Source organism: Serratia liquefaciens, from assembly GCF_027594825.1.
GTDB classification, from domain to species: domain Bacteria; phylum Pseudomonadota; class Gammaproteobacteria; order Enterobacterales; family Enterobacteriaceae; genus Serratia; species Serratia liquefaciens_A.
Genome location: NZ_CP088930.1, coordinates 4459693 through 4475365, shown reverse-complemented (window position 1 = coordinate 4475365; position 15673 = coordinate 4459693). Strand labels below are relative to the sequence as shown.

17 protein-coding genes are annotated in these 15673 nt (G+C 58.2%); 10 read left to right on the top strand and 7 right to left on the bottom strand.

What is annotated here, in order from left to right; all coding sequences use genetic code 11:
- Positions 1–103: 103 nt before the first annotated feature.
- Both LQ945_RS20650 and LQ945_RS20645 read right to left on the bottom strand, forming a co-directional pair.
- The gene (locus tag LQ945_RS20650) at positions 104–490 is read right to left on the bottom strand and encodes a cell envelope integrity TolA C-terminal domain-containing protein (protein ID WP_044549160.1); all 387 of its coding nucleotides are present in this window, start codon (positions 488–490) and stop codon (positions 104–106) included.
- 38 nt (positions 491–528) lie between these two features.
- The gene (locus tag LQ945_RS20645) at positions 529–1437 is read right to left on the bottom strand and encodes a LysR family transcriptional regulator (protein ID WP_044549159.1); all 909 of its coding nucleotides are present in this window, start codon (positions 1435–1437) and stop codon (positions 529–531) included.
- Positions 1438–1578: 141 nt separating this feature from the next.
- Between LQ945_RS20645 and LQ945_RS20640 the strand changes: the two genes are divergently transcribed.
- From LQ945_RS20640 to LQ945_RS20630, 3 genes are read left to right on the top strand one after another with little or no spacing between them, the layout of a single operon-like run.
- Positions 1579–2223: a hydrolase gene (locus tag LQ945_RS20640; protein ID WP_020825867.1), complete on the top strand. Its 645-nt coding sequence runs from the start codon at positions 1579–1581 to the stop codon at positions 2221–2223.
- Between the two features lie 46 nt (positions 2224–2269).
- Positions 2270–2815 (top strand): antibiotic biosynthesis monooxygenase, encoded by a 546-nt coding sequence (locus LQ945_RS20635; protein ID WP_044549157.1) that lies wholly within the window; start codon positions 2270–2272, stop codon positions 2813–2815.
- Between the two features lie 21 nt (positions 2816–2836).
- The gene (locus tag LQ945_RS20630) at positions 2837–4708 is read left to right on the top strand and encodes an amidohydrolase (RefSeq protein WP_044549155.1); all 1872 of its coding nucleotides are present in this window, start codon (positions 2837–2839) and stop codon (positions 4706–4708) included.
- Positions 4709–4812: 104 nt separating this feature from the next.
- Here LQ945_RS20630 and LQ945_RS20625 read toward each other — a convergent pair whose 3' ends face one another.
- From LQ945_RS20625 to LQ945_RS20615, 3 genes are all read right to left on the bottom strand, one after another.
- A complete protein-coding gene (locus LQ945_RS20625; protein ID WP_044549154.1) occupies positions 4813–5943 on the bottom strand; it encodes a Gfo/Idh/MocA family protein in 1131 nt (376 codons plus the stop codon).
- 238 nt (positions 5944–6181) lie between these two features.
- Positions 6182–6805 (bottom strand): glutathione S-transferase family protein, encoded by a 624-nt coding sequence (locus LQ945_RS20620; RefSeq protein ID WP_270101614.1) that lies wholly within the window; start codon positions 6803–6805, stop codon positions 6182–6184.
- Positions 6806–6991, bottom strand: coding sequence for a DUF1127 domain-containing protein (locus tag LQ945_RS20615; RefSeq protein ID WP_269934282.1), 186 nt, complete (start codon positions 6989–6991; stop codon positions 6806–6808). It abuts the gene before it with no gap.
- Between the two features lie 178 nt (positions 6992–7169).
- Here LQ945_RS20615 and LQ945_RS20610 point away from each other — a divergent pair, with 178 nt between their 5' ends.
- The 5 genes from LQ945_RS20610 (at position 7170) to LQ945_RS20590 (ending at position 11869) form a co-directional block, all read left to right on the top strand.
- Entirely contained in the window at positions 7170–8624 is a 1455-nt protein-coding gene (locus tag LQ945_RS20610) for a PLP-dependent aminotransferase family protein (protein ID WP_270101613.1), read from the top strand.
- A gap of 83 nt (positions 8625–8707) precedes the next feature.
- The gene (locus LQ945_RS20605) at positions 8708–9592 is read left to right on the top strand and encodes an oxidoreductase (RefSeq protein ID WP_270101612.1); all 885 of its coding nucleotides are present in this window, start codon (positions 8708–8710) and stop codon (positions 9590–9592) included.
- 8 nt (positions 9593–9600) lie between these two features.
- Positions 9601–10626 (top strand): AraC family transcriptional regulator, encoded by a 1026-nt coding sequence (locus tag LQ945_RS20600; RefSeq protein ID WP_270101611.1) that lies wholly within the window; start codon positions 9601–9603, stop codon positions 10624–10626.
- Positions 10623–11297, top strand: coding sequence for an epimerase (locus LQ945_RS20595; RefSeq protein WP_270101610.1), 675 nt, complete (start codon positions 10623–10625; stop codon positions 11295–11297). Before LQ945_RS20600 ends, LQ945_RS20595 begins: the two co-directional genes overlap by 4 nt.
- 71 nt (positions 11298–11368) lie before the next feature.
- Complete coding sequence (locus tag LQ945_RS20590; RefSeq protein WP_270101609.1) at positions 11369–11869, top strand: DUF523 domain-containing protein; 501 nt, start codon at positions 11369–11371, stop codon at positions 11867–11869.
- Here LQ945_RS20590 and LQ945_RS20585 read toward each other — a convergent pair.
- Positions 11866–12282, bottom strand: coding sequence for an NUDIX hydrolase (locus LQ945_RS20585; RefSeq protein ID WP_270101608.1), 417 nt, complete (start codon positions 12280–12282; stop codon positions 11866–11868). The two genes, LQ945_RS20590 and LQ945_RS20585, sit on opposite strands and share 4 nt — an antisense overlap.
- 103 nt (positions 12283–12385) lie before the next feature.
- On the opposite strand from LQ945_RS20585, the gene sseA reads away from it, so the two are divergent.
- On the top strand, positions 12386–13231 hold the full coding sequence (gene sseA / locus LQ945_RS20580) for a 3-mercaptopyruvate sulfurtransferase (protein WP_270103010.1): 846 nt from the start codon (positions 12386–12388) through the stop codon (positions 13229–13231).
- On the opposite strand, the gene LQ945_RS20575 is transcribed toward sseA, so the two are convergent.
- Entirely contained in the window at positions 13228–14097 is an 870-nt protein-coding gene (locus LQ945_RS20575; protein WP_044549139.1) for a LysR substrate-binding domain-containing protein, read from the bottom strand. The genes sseA and LQ945_RS20575 overlap by 4 nt on opposite strands.
- Before the next feature lie 318 nt (positions 14098–14415).
- Between LQ945_RS20575 and LQ945_RS20570 the strand changes: the two genes are divergently transcribed.
- The gene (locus LQ945_RS20570; protein WP_269934288.1) at positions 14416–15630 is read left to right on the top strand and encodes an FAD-dependent oxidoreductase; all 1215 of its coding nucleotides are present in this window, start codon (positions 14416–14418) and stop codon (positions 15628–15630) included.
- Positions 15631–15673 lie beyond the last annotated feature (43 nt).

The window sequence follows — 15673 nt, the reverse complement described above, 5'->3', positions numbered from 1 at the left end:
AAATAACGAAAGCGGTAAAGCAAAGTTAAAAATCAGCTATTTATGCCGTACTTTTGATGCCCAGCACACTCGCGAGCTCATTCAATGCGGTCAGTCACCGACGTCAGGGCACAAAATCCAGCACCGAGCTGTTGAATAAGGCGTATTCGGTCTGACTGGATATTTTCGGCAGTTTGGCCCGCTGTACTGCCTGGCTCGCCGCTGCGCATAACTCTGCATCGCCCTCCAGCACCTTGAAATCCTTCAATGAACCGTCCGGCAACAGATGAATGCTGATTGAGCAAGTTTGAGACTTATATTTGCCGGGCGTCGGCATTTCTTGCGTAATGGCACGACGCATTCTTTCCGGATACGTGCCGTGTTCAAGCGGTGCCGACGAGCCGGCAACCACCTGACTCTTCGGTTCTGCCACCGCGGCGCTATGCGCGTCCGTATTGCAGCCAGCCAGCAACGGCAGCAGCGCTCCCCATAACCACATCCCTGTTCTCATCGTTCTGCATCCTTGTCGTACCGCACAAAGGCGGGGCATCAAGATGCCGGGTACAGGCTCCCGGCATCGGCACACTGCTGCAAGCGTTCACGCCACCATTTGGACGCCAGGCCGGCGTTATTCTCACGCCAGCCAAAATAGGCGACATCGCTGCAGCGCTCCGATTCAACATTTTTCGCTACCAGTTCCCCACTTTTCAGGTAAGGTTCGGCCAGATAGCGCGGCAAATAACCACAGCCTAGACCGCTGAGTTGCGCCCGCAACTTGGCGTCAAAGCCGAATACCGTCAAGGTGTCCTGCTCCTCAAGGATATTCAGGTTCTGCGGTGCATTCACCCTTGAGGTATCGCGCACCACCACGGCTCGATGCTGGCGGATCTCCGCCTTCGGCAAGGGTTCAGTCATCATCGCCAGGGGGTGTTGCGACGCGACGGCGAACACGTAGTCCAGCCGCCCCAACTGACTAAAAGCATAGCCTACCCGCGACGGGGGTTCACAAATCGCACCAACAATAATATCCGCACAGCCGTAAACCAGCGACTCCCAGGATCCCGCCAGCACCTCATGACTAAAGCGCAGCCGGGTATGGTGATTCTGCTGATAAAACTCTTCAATCAGCGGCAACAGACGTTCAAAGGGAAATGAAGCATCGATGCCAAGCGTAATTTCGCTTTCCCAGCCATTTTCCACATAGCGTGCCTGCTGCTCCAAATCCTGCGCCGCGCGCAACAGCACCCGGCCCTTTTCCAGCATCAGCTTGCCGGTATCGGTAAATTTCGCCCGATGCCCGGAGCGGTCCAGCAGGGTAATATCGAGATCGTTCTCCAGTTTTTGCACCATGTAGCTCAGCGCAGACGGCGTTTTAAACAGCACGGCGGCCGCGGCCGCAAAGGATCCGTGCCGGTCAAGCGCATCCAAAATCAGTAATGCTTCCAGGTTTAATCTCATCGCTCCCCTCCGTGTATAAAAAAACTCAACAAGACGGCAAAAATTCTGCGCTATCTTTGAAATCAGCCCCTGCCTACCATGCGGTTTATCGGCGTTACATTCACCCGTTGTTAAACCGAAGTCCTACTGGGAAGGTAAATCATGTCTAAATTTCAATTACTTGACAAAGACAACTCTGCGCTAATTTTTATTGACCACCAACCGCAAATGTCTTTTGGCGTGGCCAATATTGATCGCCAGCAGCTGAAAAACAACGTGGTCGGTCTGGCGAAAGCCGGCAAGATTTTCAATGTGCCCACCCTTTTCACCTCGGTTGAAACCGAAAGCTTCAGCGGCTATATCTGGCCAGAACTGCTGGCGGTTCACCCTGAAATCACCCCGATTGAACGCACTTCAATGAACTCCTGGGAAGATGCGGCCTTCGTAAAAGCCGTTGAAGCTACCGGTCGCAAAAAACTGGTGATTTCCGCGCTGTGGACCGAAGTGTGTCTGACTTTTCCGGCGCTGATGGCGCTCGAGGCAGGCTATGAAGTTTACGTGGTCACCGACACTTCCGGCGGCACCTCTGTGGATGCGCATGAGCGTTCTATCGACCGCATGGTGCAGGCCGGCGCCATCCCGGTCACCTGGCAGCAGGTGCTGTTGGAGTATCAACGCGACTGGGCACGTAAAGAGACTTACGACGCGGTTATGGAACTGGTACGCGAACACAGCGGTGCTTACGGCATGGGCGTTGACTACGCTTACACCATGGTGCATCACGCTCCGGCACGAGTGGCAAAATAAACCTTAACCCCGGCCTTATCGCCGGGGTTTTTCTGGAGTCGGTGCTATGGCCCATCCGCAGCATGTCACGTTAGTCATCACTCATCGTTTGGCGCCTGGGCAGGAAGCGGCCTATGAGGCCTGGCTGAAACGCATTATGCCCGAAGCCGCCAACTTTACCGGGCATCTGGGCGTTAACGTGATCCGCCCCAGCGGCAACGAACAGGCCTACACCGTACTGGTCCGTTTTGACAACCTCGACAATCTGTCCCAGTGGGTTAACTCACCGCTGCGCAAACGCTACGTCGAGGAGGTTTCACCGCTGCTGCTGGAGAGCGACAGCATTGAAATTCGGCCCGGTGCAGAATTCTGGTTCACGCCGCCGAGCGCCAATACCCGCCAACCCGCCCAGTGGAAACAGTTTTTGATCACCCTGCTGGTGATTTTCCCATCCACCAACTTGGTGCCTTGGGTCTGGGGCAAACTGTGGCCACCGTTGAACGGCACGCTGGCCGGCCATTTTCTCAATGACGCCACCGTAGTCGCCCTGGTGGTTTACCTCTGGATGCCAATAGTGACTCGTCTATTTCATCAATGGCTCACCCGCCGTTAGGCGGCCTGCCTGGAGAACGTTATGACTAACACCGCTTCCCTGATTATCACCAACGGTAAATTTCACACTGTCGATCGCGAGGCGCCAACCGCTCAGGCGGTCGCTATCCGCGACGGTAAATTCCTCGCCGTCGGCAGTGAAAACGACGTTATGCAGCACGCAGGGCCTGAAACCCAGGTGATTGACCTGCACGGTCACACCGCCGTCCCCGGCCTTAACGACTCGCACCTGCACCTGATACGCGGCGGTCTGAACTACAATCTTGAGCTGCGTTGGGAAGGCGTGCCGTCGTTGGCCGACGCGCTGCGCATGCTGAAAGAGCAGGCGCTGCGCACCCCCAGTCCACAATGGGTGCGGGTGGTCGGCGGCTGGACCGAATTCCAGTTCGCAGAGCGGCGGATGCCGACGCTGGACGAAATCAATCAGGCGGCGCCGGATACCCCGGTGTTTATTCTGCACCTGTACGATCGCGCTTTACTCAACCGAGCGGCGCTGAAAGTGGTGGGCTACACCAAAGATACGCCAAACCCGCCGGGGGGCGAGATCCAGCGCGATGGCAACGGCAACCCAACCGGAATGCTGATTGCCAAGCCCAATGCCATGATCCTGTATGCCACGCTGGCCAAAGGGCCAAAGCTGCCGCTTGAGCAACAGGTCAATTCCACCCGCCAGTTTATGCGCGAGCTCAATCGCCTTGGCCTGACCAGCGCCATCGACGCCGGCGGCGGCTTCCAGAATTATCCCGATGACTATCAGGTGATTTCCGAGCTGCACGAGAAGAAACAGCTGACTCTGCGTATCGCCTATAACCTGTTCACCCAGCGACCGAAGCAGGAGCTGGAAGATTTCCAACTGTGGACCGACATGCTGAAACCGGGCCAGGGTACCGATTTTTACCGTCATAACGGTGCCGGCGAGATGTTGGTATTCTCCGCCGCCGACTTCGAGGATTTCCTCCAGCCGCGTCCGGATCTGCCGGAAGGGACGGAGGACGAGCTCGAGCGCGTGGTACGTCATCTGGTCGAGCACCGCTGGCCATTCCGTCTGCATGCCACCTACGACGAGTCCATCAGCCGCATGCTGAACGTGTTCGAAAAGGTGAACCGCGATATTCCCTTCAACGGCCTGCACTGGATCTTCGACCACGCGGAAACCATCTCCGAACGCAATATCGAACGGGTGAAAGCCCTGGGCGGTGGCATTGCCGTGCAGCACCGAATGGCGTTTCAGGGGGAGTATTTTGCCGAACGCTACGGCAAAGAAGCCACCGGACAGACGCCTCCGGTCGCGAAAATGCTGGCGGCCGAACTGCCGGTTGGGTTAGGCACCGACGCCACCCGCGTGGCCAGTTATAACCCGTGGACGGCGCTGTATTGGCTGGTGTCCGGCCGTACCGTTGGCGGTATGGCGATGTACGACGACAGTGCGCGCTTGGATCGCGAAACGGCACTGATGCTGTGGACCCAGGGCAGCGCCTGGTTCTCAACCGAACAGGGTAAGAAAGGGCAGATTAAGGTCGGTCAGTTGGCCGATTTGGCCGTGCTGTCGCAGGATTATTTCAGCATCCCCGAGGAGCAGATCAAGGGGATTGAATCGGTGATGACGGTGGTGGACGGCAAGGTGGTTTACGCCGCCGGTAGTTTCTCACCGCTGGCGCCGCCGGCAATCCCGGTGCTGCCGGACTGGTCGCCGGTAACGCAGGTGCCGGGGCATTATCGCTCTGCTCCCCCTTCAGCCGCGACCCGAGTCGGGGTGCTGAGCCAGGCGCACCAGTGTTGCGGCCCTTGTGGCGTGCACGCGCATCAACATGACGTCGCCCGCCGTTCCAGCATTCCTGTTTCAGACGACCATGCCTTTTGGGGCGCATTCGGTTGTTCTTGCTTTGCCTTTTAATCACCAAGTTACTAGCCTGGCAACTTATTAAGCTAGTAACAAATTAACTTATTGACCCACTAACTTCTGATGCTCGCAGCTTGCGAGCATCAGAGTCCCTGGGATCAGTCGCGGTTGATTTCCAGCCAACGCCGCTGTTCGGCGGAAGCGGCTATCGCATCCAGAACACAAGAGACTTTCCAGCCCTCCTCAAAGTCCGGCCACATACGATCACCGGCGGCAATGCCGTTAACCAGGTCGCGGATCTCTACCGTTTTCTGATCGTTAAAACCGATGCCGTGCCCTGCGCTAATACAGAAGGCGGCGTAATCCGGATGCTTCGGTCCTGCCAACAGCGTTTTAAACCCCTGACGCTCCGCCGGCTCATCGTGACGATACAGCTTCAGCTCCGCCATTCGCTCCTGGGTGTAACTCAACGTGCCCTTGGTTCCGGTAACCACGTAGGTCAGCCCCATCTTGCGCCCGCAGGCAATGCGTGAAGTCTCGATGGTGCCCATGGCGCCACCGGCAAAACGCACCAGCGCGCTGGCCTGATCCTCATTTTCCACCTGGTGCATCAGCGTAGGGTCTTTCGCGTCCGGGCGCTGTTTGATGATGGTCTGCATATCGCCGGAGACCGCCACGATATCACCCACCAGGTAATGCGCCATGTTAACGATATGCGCCGCCAAATCGCCCAACGCGCCTAACCCGGCAGTGGCCTTGCGACAGTGCCAGTCGATAGGCGTTCGCGGATCGGCGAGATAATCTTCATTGTGCGTGCCGTAAAAATGCACCACTTCGCCAATCTCGCCATTGGCGATAATTTCGCGCGCCAGCTGGCTGGTCGGGTTCTTCATATAGTTGAAACCCACCAGCGTTTTAACCCCCTTGGCGCGAGCGGCCTGCACCATTTCAGCGGCGTCTTTGGCGTCCAACGCCAGCGGCTTTTCAGAATAAACGTGTTTGCCGTGGCGAATCGCTTCCAGCGCCATCTCTTTATGCAGGAAATTTGGCGCGCAGATATCCACCACGTCAATAGCCGGATCTGCCACCAGCTGGCGCCAGTCGGCGGTCGAGCGAGAGAAACCAAATTCCGCAGCGCGCTGCTGCGCCAGCTCCGGCGTCACTTCCGCCAGCATTTCCAACACCAGTTCACCCTTCAGTGGAAATACCGTGGCAGCCTGCGCATAAGCAATAGCATGGCAGCGCCCAATGTAGCCGGTGCCAATTAAACCAACGCGTACCTGTTTCATCACCCTCTCCCGTTGCCCGTATCCGTAATCTGGTCAGCGCGCCACTCAATGAAACGCGCCATCTGCGGTACGGTTATATGAAATATAAATTTCAATAACAAGCAAAGAGGAAAATAAAACTCATATCCGTGATGCCGTTCATGAAACCTTGCAGACGGGAATGCAACGAGACGGTCTCAAAGGTACGCGGCGGCTTCTGCTCAGAGATACCAAGCCAAAATGAATATTTTATTTCATATCACGGCAAACCGTTGGCACCGTACAGCAAGAAGCCCGGCCGCTGTTTCAGCCGTTGCCAATACTCCTGCAATCTTGGGTAATCCGGACGTACAAAGGGGGTCATCAACCAACGATTCAGCGACACCCCAATCACCACGTCTGCCAGGCTAAAGGTCGCGCCAGCAATATAAGTTTTCCCCTGCGCCAAATGCTGTTCGAGCATGCCCATTAACCTGTTCCACTCCCGTTCCGCCGCCGCCAGCCGCTGCGGGTCCTGATAAGCGGCATCCTGGCGAACTCGCGACATAAAAACATAGCGCCAGGCGTTATTGAGTTCGGTAGCCTGCCAGTCCATCCAGATTTCCACCTCGGCCCGCGCGCCCGGTTCTGTCGGTAGCAGATCCTGACGCCCTTCCCGGCCCGCCAGATAACGGCAAATAGTGTTGGATTCCCACAGCACCCGTTCGCCGTCAATCAACACCGGCACCAGGCCGTTGGGGTTGAGGGCTAAAAATTCCGCGGTTTGTGTGGAGCGAAAACCACTGCCCCAGTCTTCTCTGGTCAGCGGCAACGCCAGCTCGTGACTGGTCCACAGTACCTTGCGCACATTGATCGACGAGGCCTTACCCAGCAATTTCAACATCTACGCCCTCCAAAAAGGCTTACGCCCTTCTTTCATTGCCTGTGCGCGTGACAGGCCAATATCCGCCAGTTGAGCTTCGTCCAACTGCAACAAACACCTACGGGTGCGGTAACGTTGCAGGTACAGTCGCCAGAGTGGAAATATCGCCCGGCGTTGTACCGGTTCGCTTTCGACAGAAACGCTCATCAGGGCTCCTCCTTCTATTCAGCCTCGGGGGCAATGATGCTGTGCGGGCGAAAAACAATACAGATTCACGGCGGTGATATTTTTTCCATACAAAAGCTGTCTCTGCCTGTCTGAATGGTCTAATTTATTCTCATCTGTACCGGTATTTTCCTTAACCACTCTCGCCTTGGGTATCTGTATGACACGCTACGCCACGCTGGCCGCGATCCTCAGCCAACGCATCGAACAGGGTCTCTATCCGGCCGGCGATCGTCTGCCGTCGGTCCGCACGCTAAGCCTGGAACACGGCGTCAGCATCAGCACGGTGCAACAGGCCTATCGCCTGCTGGAAGAGAGCCATCTGGTGGAAGCACGCCCCAAATCCGGCTATTTCGTACAAAGGCGACGCACTCTGGCCGAGCTTCCCGCCGTCACCCGCCCGGTGCAGCGGCCGGTAGATATTTCGCAGTGGGAGCAGGTACTGGAACTGATCCGTAATAAGCCGAGCGAAGACGTGATCCAGCTCGGCCGTGGCATGCCGGATATCAGCGAACCTACGCTGAAGCCATTGACCAAAGCGCTGGGCACCATGGGCCGTCACGGCGATCTGCGCAGCCTGCTCTATGACAGCATTCAAGGCGTTATCAGCTTGCGTGAACAAATCGCCCGGCTACTGCTGGATTCCGGTTGCCAGATTAGCGCCGACCAGTTGGTGATCACCACCGGCTGCCACGAAGCGCTTTTTACCGGCCTGCGCGCCGTGTGTCAGCCGGGGGATATCGTGGCGGTGGATTCACCCTGCTTCCACGGCACCATGCAGACGCTGAAAGGGCTGGGTATGAAGGCGCTGGAAATCCCTACCGATCCGCTGACCGGTATCAGCCTGGAGGCGCTGGAACTGGCGCTGGAGCAGTGGCCGGTGAAAACCATTCTGTTGACGCCCAACTGCAACAACCCCTTGGGTTACATTATGCCGGAGGAGCGTAAACGGCGTTTGCTGATGCTGGCGCAGCGCTACGATGTGACGATCATCGAAGACGACGTATACGGTGATATCGCCTACCAATACCCAAGGCCTCGCACCATCAAATCCTTCGACGATGACGGCCGGGTGCTACTGTGCAGCTCTTTTTCCAAAACGCTGGCTCCCGGGCTGCGTATCGGTTGGATTGCCCCTGGTCGCTATCTGGAACGCGTGCTGCACATGAAATACATCGGCACCGGTTCTACCGCCACCCAGCCACAGCTGGCGATTGCCGAATTCATCCGTCACGGCCACTATCTGCAACACCTGCGGCGCATGCGTCTCCGCTACCAGCAAAACCGGGACGTGATGACCGGGTGGATTATGAAGTATTTCCCGCCCGGCACCCGCGTCAGCCAGCCGCGCGGCGGCTTTATGCTGTGGATTGAGCTGGATGAAGAGTTTGATACCCTGCGATTGAATCGCCATTTGGAGCAACAGGGCGTGCAAATCGCCGTCGGCAGCATCTTTTCCGCCTCCGGCAAATACCGCAACTGCCTGCGCATCAACTACGCGCCCAAACTGACGTCAGAGATCGAACAGGCGGTGCTACGGGTCGGCGCGACGATCCAAATGCTGATGCCGGTACCTTCGACGGAGCGCGAAAACACATTGGCGCGATCGGATTAAACTCTGTCGCAATCGGATTATCCGCGCACAGACTAACCTCCTAAAGTAGAACCTCCTCAACAAGCAGGTACAGGAAGGTGGTTATGTCTCAGTCTCAGGTATGGTTAATTACCGGCAGTTCACGCGGTTTGGGCCTGCAGTTGGCGCAGGCGGTGCTGGCCGCCGGGCACCGTCTGGTTGCTACCGCACGCCAACCGCAGCAGCTGCAGCCGCTGGTGGAACAGTACGGTGAACAAGTGGTCACCGTGGCGCTGGACGTCACCGACGCCAGCGCGGCCAAAGGCGCGGTGCAGGCTGCATTAGACAGCTTCGGCCGCCTGGACGTGGTGGTCAACAATGCCGGTTATGGCAACATCGCGCCGGTGGAAGATGCCGATGAAGCCGATTTCCGCGCCCAGGTCGACACCAATTTCTATGGCGTTTTTAACGTCACCCGCGCGGCGCTACCGGTGCTGCGTCAACAGGGCAGCGGCCATATCATTCAGATCTCCACCATAGGCGCACGCCTTGGCGTGCCGGGCCTGAGCGCTTACCACACGGCCAAGTGGGCAGTCGAAGGTTTCTCCGAATCGCTGGCAAAAGAAATTGCGCCCTTCGGCGTAAAAGTGACCCTGGTTGAACCCGGCGGTTTCCGCACCGACTGGGCCGGTTCATCAATGACCATCGCTCCTGTCAGCGCCGCTTATCAGGCAACGCTTGGGCCCATGCTAGACTACTTGCAACAGCATAATGGCCATCAACCCGGCGACCCGGCCAAGGCCGCGCAGGTTATCTTGCAGCTCGCAGAGCTGGATGAACCCCCGCTGCGCCTGTTGCTCGGCAGCGATGCGGTGTTTATCGCCGGACAGGTGCAGGCCGAACGTGAAGCGGCAGATACCAAATTCCGCTACCTCAGCCTGAGCACCGACCGGGACGATAGCCAACCGGATCACGAAACCATGGCGGCGTTGGTGGCCGGCAAATCATAAGGAATACCATGAGCAGCGATCAAATCCCGGTCTCCAGCGCATTAGCCATCCGTCTCAACGCGCTGGGAGTGGATGTTGAAAAGCTTGGTCAACTGGCCGGCCTCCCCAGCGGGCTGCTCAGCCACGGGCGCGAAAAGGTCAAGCTTTCCACCAGGCAGTTCTTTGATATCTGGCAGGCGCTGCCGCGCCTGACCGACGATACGGCCTTTGGTCTTCGCCTCGGCAGCGACGTTGCGCCGGAACATTACGATATCGCTTCGGTCGCGGCGCTGCATTCGGCGACGCTGGGGGAGGCCTTACAAAAAGTCGCCCGCTACAAGCGGCTGGTGTGTCCCGAAGAACTGACGCTGACGGAGGACGGTGAGGCCGTGCGGTTGCACACCCGCTGGACCATGGCCGAAGGTCATGCCCCTGAGCTGTTGGTGGACGCCATGTTTGCGTCCATCACCACCCTGTGCCGTCGTGGCACCGGCATGGCAATTCAACCGAGGGCGATTGAACTGACGCGGCACCACGATCCTGCCTCACCGTTGCTGCGCCATTTTAGCTGTCCGATCCGCTTCGATGCCCCGTTGGACGTGCTGGTGTTTGACCGTGCGCTGATGCGGCAGCCCTTTATCACCTATAACCAGGACATGCTGGCCGTGCTGCTGCCCGGGCTGGAAGCCGAGTTGGCCAAGGTCGAGCAGGACGACAGTTTGCCCGCGCAGGTGATGGCGATCCTCACCCGTAGCATGCGCGGACAACGACCCAGCGTGAACAGCGTGGCTGCCGAGCTGTACCTCAGCCCACGCACCCTGCAGCGTCGTCTGCAACAGCACGGCTATAGCTATCAGCAACTGTTAGATAAAACCCGCCACCGTACGGCCTGCCATCTGCTGTCGGACACCGATCTGGAACCCGGTGAAATTGCCTTCGTGCTGGGGTTCGAAGAACTGAATTCGTTTAGCCGTGCCTTTATGCAATGGGAATCCCAAACGCCGAACCGCTGGCGTCATCAACGCATGGCCGGGCGTCAGGAGAACAGGTTATGAAAGTGATAATATTCGGCGCCAGCGGCATGGTGGGGCAAGGCGCACTGCGCGAATGTCTGCTCGATCCGCAGGTGACGGAAGTGCTGAGCATCGGCCGCAGTGAACTGACGCAAAGCGATGCCAGGCTCCGCCAACTGACGTTGTCCGATCTGAGTGATTTGTCCGCCGTGGAGACTCAGCTCAGCGGTTACGACGCCTGCTTCTTCTGCCTTGGCGTATCTTCCGCCGGCATGAGCGAAGCACGCTACCGTGCCCTGACTTACGATCTGACGCTGGCCGCAGGCCGCCCCCTGGCTCGGTTAAACCCGAACATGGTCTTTATTTACGTCTCCGGCGTCGGCACCGACAGCAGCGAGCAAGGCCGCAGCATGTGGGCGCGGGTCAAGGGCGCTACCGAAAATGCCTTGTTGGCGCTGCCGTTCCATGCGGTGATGTTCCGCCCCGGCGTTATCGTGCCACTGCACGGCATCCGCTCCCGAACCCGGCTTTATGACCTGCTGTACCGGCTTTTTAAACCGCTGTGGTTTGGTGCCCAACGGCTGTTCCCCAATCAGGTCACCACCACCGAACGTATCGGACTGGCAATGTTGGCCGTGGCACGGCGTGAGACAGACTTGCGCATTCTTGAACCGGTGGAGATTAACCGTTTGGCCCTGCCCTCGGCGGGCTGATTCTGCTATGTTAAAGCCGCGCGCGTGGGCCGCCTGTGCCACGCTTTCGCTACTGCGACAGAGACAGACCCATGCCGTCAAAAATTTTATTCAGCGCCTGCCTGGCCGGTTTTAAAGTTCGCTATAACGGTTCCGATAAACCGTTGCCCCATCCCACCCTTCTGCGCTGGCAGCGCGAAGGCCGTTTGGTGGTTTGCTGCCCGGAACTGGCCGCCGGTTTCTCCACGCCACGTCCCTCAGCAGAAATCACGCCGGCCGCCGAAGGGGCCACGGTGCTCGCGCAACGGGCTCGGGTTATGGAGATCAGCGGCGGTGACGTCACCGACAATTACCTGCTTGGCGCCCATCTGGCCCTGGAAACCGCACGGCGCCACGGCTGCCGCTTTGCCCTGCTCACCGACGGCAGCCCGTCCTGCGGTAGCCAATTTATCTACGACGGTTCTTTCAGCGGCCAGACCAAACCCGGCAGCGGCGTCACCGCCGAGCTGCTGCGTCAGAATGGCATTGAGGTCTATTCCGACCGTCAGTTGGAGGCGCTGATCGCCCGGGTGGAGGCCGAGGAACGCCCCTAACGCTGCAGGTGCTCCGCCAGCCGCCGTTGAAGATGCGAGATCCCCTGCGGGTGGTGGATAAAGCGGTCGAGAGCCATAATCTGCCAGCGCTGCCCTTCATCGCCAAAGCGGATGGCGGCAATCTGTCGTGTGGTGATTTCGCCCAGCATAAACCAGGTCGGTGGATAGCCGGCGAAAATCCCCTCGTAGCGCTGCTGGTGACGAACCTGCCCCGCAGCAATCCGCAGGCCGAACTCTTCCAGGGTTTCCCGCTGCACACATTGCAGTGGAGTTTCGCCGTTTTCGCGCCCACCACCGGGCAGATCCCAACAGCCAGGCCAGGGAATGTCGGGCTTGTCGTCTCGCTGATAGGTCAGCACGCTGTCGCCGTACAACAACGCAATTTTCGCACCGCCAAAATGCTTATCCGTCATCGCGTCAGGCTCCCGTTTTCGCCATTGAGCTAACATCTTACCTCATCGAAGTGCGCACTGGTGTATAGTGAAAACCCGTTTTCACCACAGGCGAACAATGACGATGAACTCTCCGTTTCTGGTTACACCCCAATGGCTTGCACAACATATCAACGATGAAAATCTGGTTGTGGTCGATGTCAGAATGTCTCCGGTCGGCCTGGTTCCGAAAAAAGATATGCTTGCCGAATTTGAACGCGGTCATATCCCGGGCGCGGTGTACTTCGATATCGATGACGTCGCGGATAAAAACACCGATCTGCCGCATATGCTACCCACGGCGGAAGCCTTCAGCACGGCGGCGGGCAAGTTAGGTATCAGCGACCGGCAGACCATTGTGTTCTATGACGAGGGCAATCAGTTCTCCGCCCCGCGCGGCTGGTGGACTTTCCGTAACTTTGGCGCACAGCAGGTTTATGTGCTGGACGAAGGCCTCAACGGCTGGACTGCCTTGGGACAACCGCTGGAAACCGGCGCGACGCAACGCCCACCGCAAACCTTCAACGCCCGCTTCAATGCAGACGCGGTGGTCACTATGCAGCAGGTGGAACAGGCGCTGAACACGCAGGTGCAGATCCTCGACGCACGCGCCGCGCCGCGTTTTTACGCTGAAGCCCCAGAGCCGCGCCCCGGCCTGCACCGTGGCCATATTCCCGGCAGCATCAATATTCCTTACGGCGAACTGCTGGAAAACGGCCGTTTCAAATCGCTGGAAGCCCTCAAGAAAACGTTCAGCGACAAGGGCGTCGATCTCAACGGGCACATCATCACCAGCTGTGGCTCCGGGGTAACCGCAGCCGTTCTGGCGTTTGGCCTGCTGTCACTTGGTGCAGACCAGGTGAAACTGTACGACGGCGCCTGGACCGAATGGGGCGCACTGAGCGGCAATCAGCCGATCGAGCAGGACTAGTCTTTGATTCTGTCGGCCACGATTTGCGCCAACCGCTGAATGGCCGCCGCCGGGGTTTCTTGTGCGCGATGCAACACCACGCCAAGCGGGCTTAACGCCGGTAACATGCCGGGCGGCAAAAGGGATAATCCCGACGGCAGCCCGGCATCGGTGCGTACCGTCACTCCCAGCCCGGCGCTGACGGCAGCCCATACGCCATTCAGGCTACGGCTGGTAAAGGCGACACGCCACGCAATCCCGGCACGATCCAATGCCTGCGTCGCCGCGCTGCGCATCAGGCAAGGGGCGTCGAACATCACCAGCGGCAGCGGTTCATGCCCACTGCGCCAGAGCGACAGATCAAAATCAGGCGAGGCGATCCAGTGCATTTGCCTTTGCCCCAGCGCCTGGTGAAATGGCGTGCTGATGCCCCCGTCCCACGCCAGTGACAAATCCAGCTCCCCTTTCAATACCCAGTCGATCAGCTCGGCATTGCGGGCGATCCGCGCTTCGATGCGCACACGCGGATGCGCGCGAGTGAAACTGCCCAACACCTGCGGCAAAAAGGTTTCCCCGAAGTCTTCCTGTAACCCCAATCGCACTCTGCCATGCAAATCCAGCCCGCGCACCGCCGCGGCAGCCTCCTCGTTCAGCTCCAGCAGCCGGCGGGCATAGCCCAGCAATGTCTCGCCGGCTTCGGTCATCACCATGTTGCGCCCGACCTTGCGCAAAATGGGGGTGCCAACCTGTTGCTCCAGCTTTTTCAGGTGTGCGCTGACCGCCGAGGTTGAACGCCCCAGCCGCTCCGCCGCTTTAGCGAAACTGCCCAACTCAATACCGGTAACGTAACTGCGCAGATCTTCCAGATCAAAGGTGACACGCCCCATGCTGACCGTCCCGTTTTTAAGAACCATTAAGCAAAATAATACCGATTTATGGATAAAGATGGCGCGTCAGGCATCGCGGGTCAACCGCTTTCAGCAAGGCGTTCGGGAATACTCTTCTCGCTGCCCACCGGTGACGACGGGCAGCCATTCAGGATGAGGTAAAGCCTGAAGCCAGGCGAGCACGGGCCAAAAAAATCGGTTTTCCCTCTTTGACCACACAGTGCCACGGGTTGACAGTCATATTTGATATTGATAATCATTATCAAAATAAAGTTTTCAATAACGATTTGCAGGATGCGACTCGTTGAGGTCACCGCTATGCCACAGTCCCTGATCACGCCTTATGTCACCCGTTGTTGTATCGTTGGCGGCGGCCCCGCCGGGCTGATGCTCGGCTATCTGTTGGCACGGGCCGGCATTAACGTGATGGTGCTGGAAAAACACGCCGATTTTTTGCGTGATTTTCGCGGCGATACCATTCACCCCTCAACGCTGGAAATCATGTATCAGCTTGGCCTGCTGGAAGAATTACTGGCTCTGCCACACCAGCGTGCAGAAACGCTGCATGCCGAGATCGCCGGACGTGACATTCGGCTGGCCGACTTCACACATCTGCCTACCCGCTGCAAATTTATCGCCTTTATGCCGCAATGGGAGTTTCTCAACTTTCTGGCAGAAAAGGCCGCCGCCTTTCCCGAATTCACACTGATCAAGTCCGCGCAGGTACACCAGCTGTTGTACGATCGCGGCCAGGTCTGCGGCGTGCTGGCGGACACGCCCGAAGGGCCGATCCGCGTTCGCTGCCAGTTGGTGATAGGTACCGACGGACGCAACTCGGTGGTGCGCGAACAGGCTTCTCTCAGCAGCCACAGCTTTGGCTCACCGCGCGACGTGTTATGGATGAAGATCGATAAAAAGGTCGGCGACCCGGCCTGGTCGATGGGCCACACCGGGCCGAAGCAAAACTTCATCATGATCGACCGGGGTGAATACTGGCAGTGCGGCTATTCGATCGACAAAGGCAGTTTCGAGGCGATCCAACAAGATGGGCTGGAGAATTTTTTGCTGCAGATTGCCGAGGTGGCGCCGTTCCAGGATCATCGCCTGCAGACGATCGTCAGTTGGGAACAGGTGAAGCTGCTCAGCATCCGCATCGATCGTCTGGATCAGTGGGCCAAGCCGGGCGTGCTGTGCATAGGCGATGCCGCGCACGCCATGTCACCCATCGGCGGCGTTGGGGTGAATTTGGCAATTCAGGATGCGGTCGCAACCGCCAACGCAATCATTGCCCCGCTGCGCAGCCAGCGCTTGCAGCTAAAACACCTGCTGCAGGTACAGCGCCGCCGCAATTTCCCCACCAAAGCCACCCAGTTTCTGCAAATCAAAATGAGCCAGCGCCGGCCGAAAAAACGCCGCGCAAGTGAGGGCTCCAAACTGATGGCCCGGGTAGGCAACAGCCGTTGGTTGCCACATTTATTTGGCCGGATCATCGGTCTGGGGTTCAGGCGCGAAACGCCGAAGCATTTGGACTGATCGTGCTCTGCCAGAATCAGGAAGAAGAGAGGAAAAATGCTAA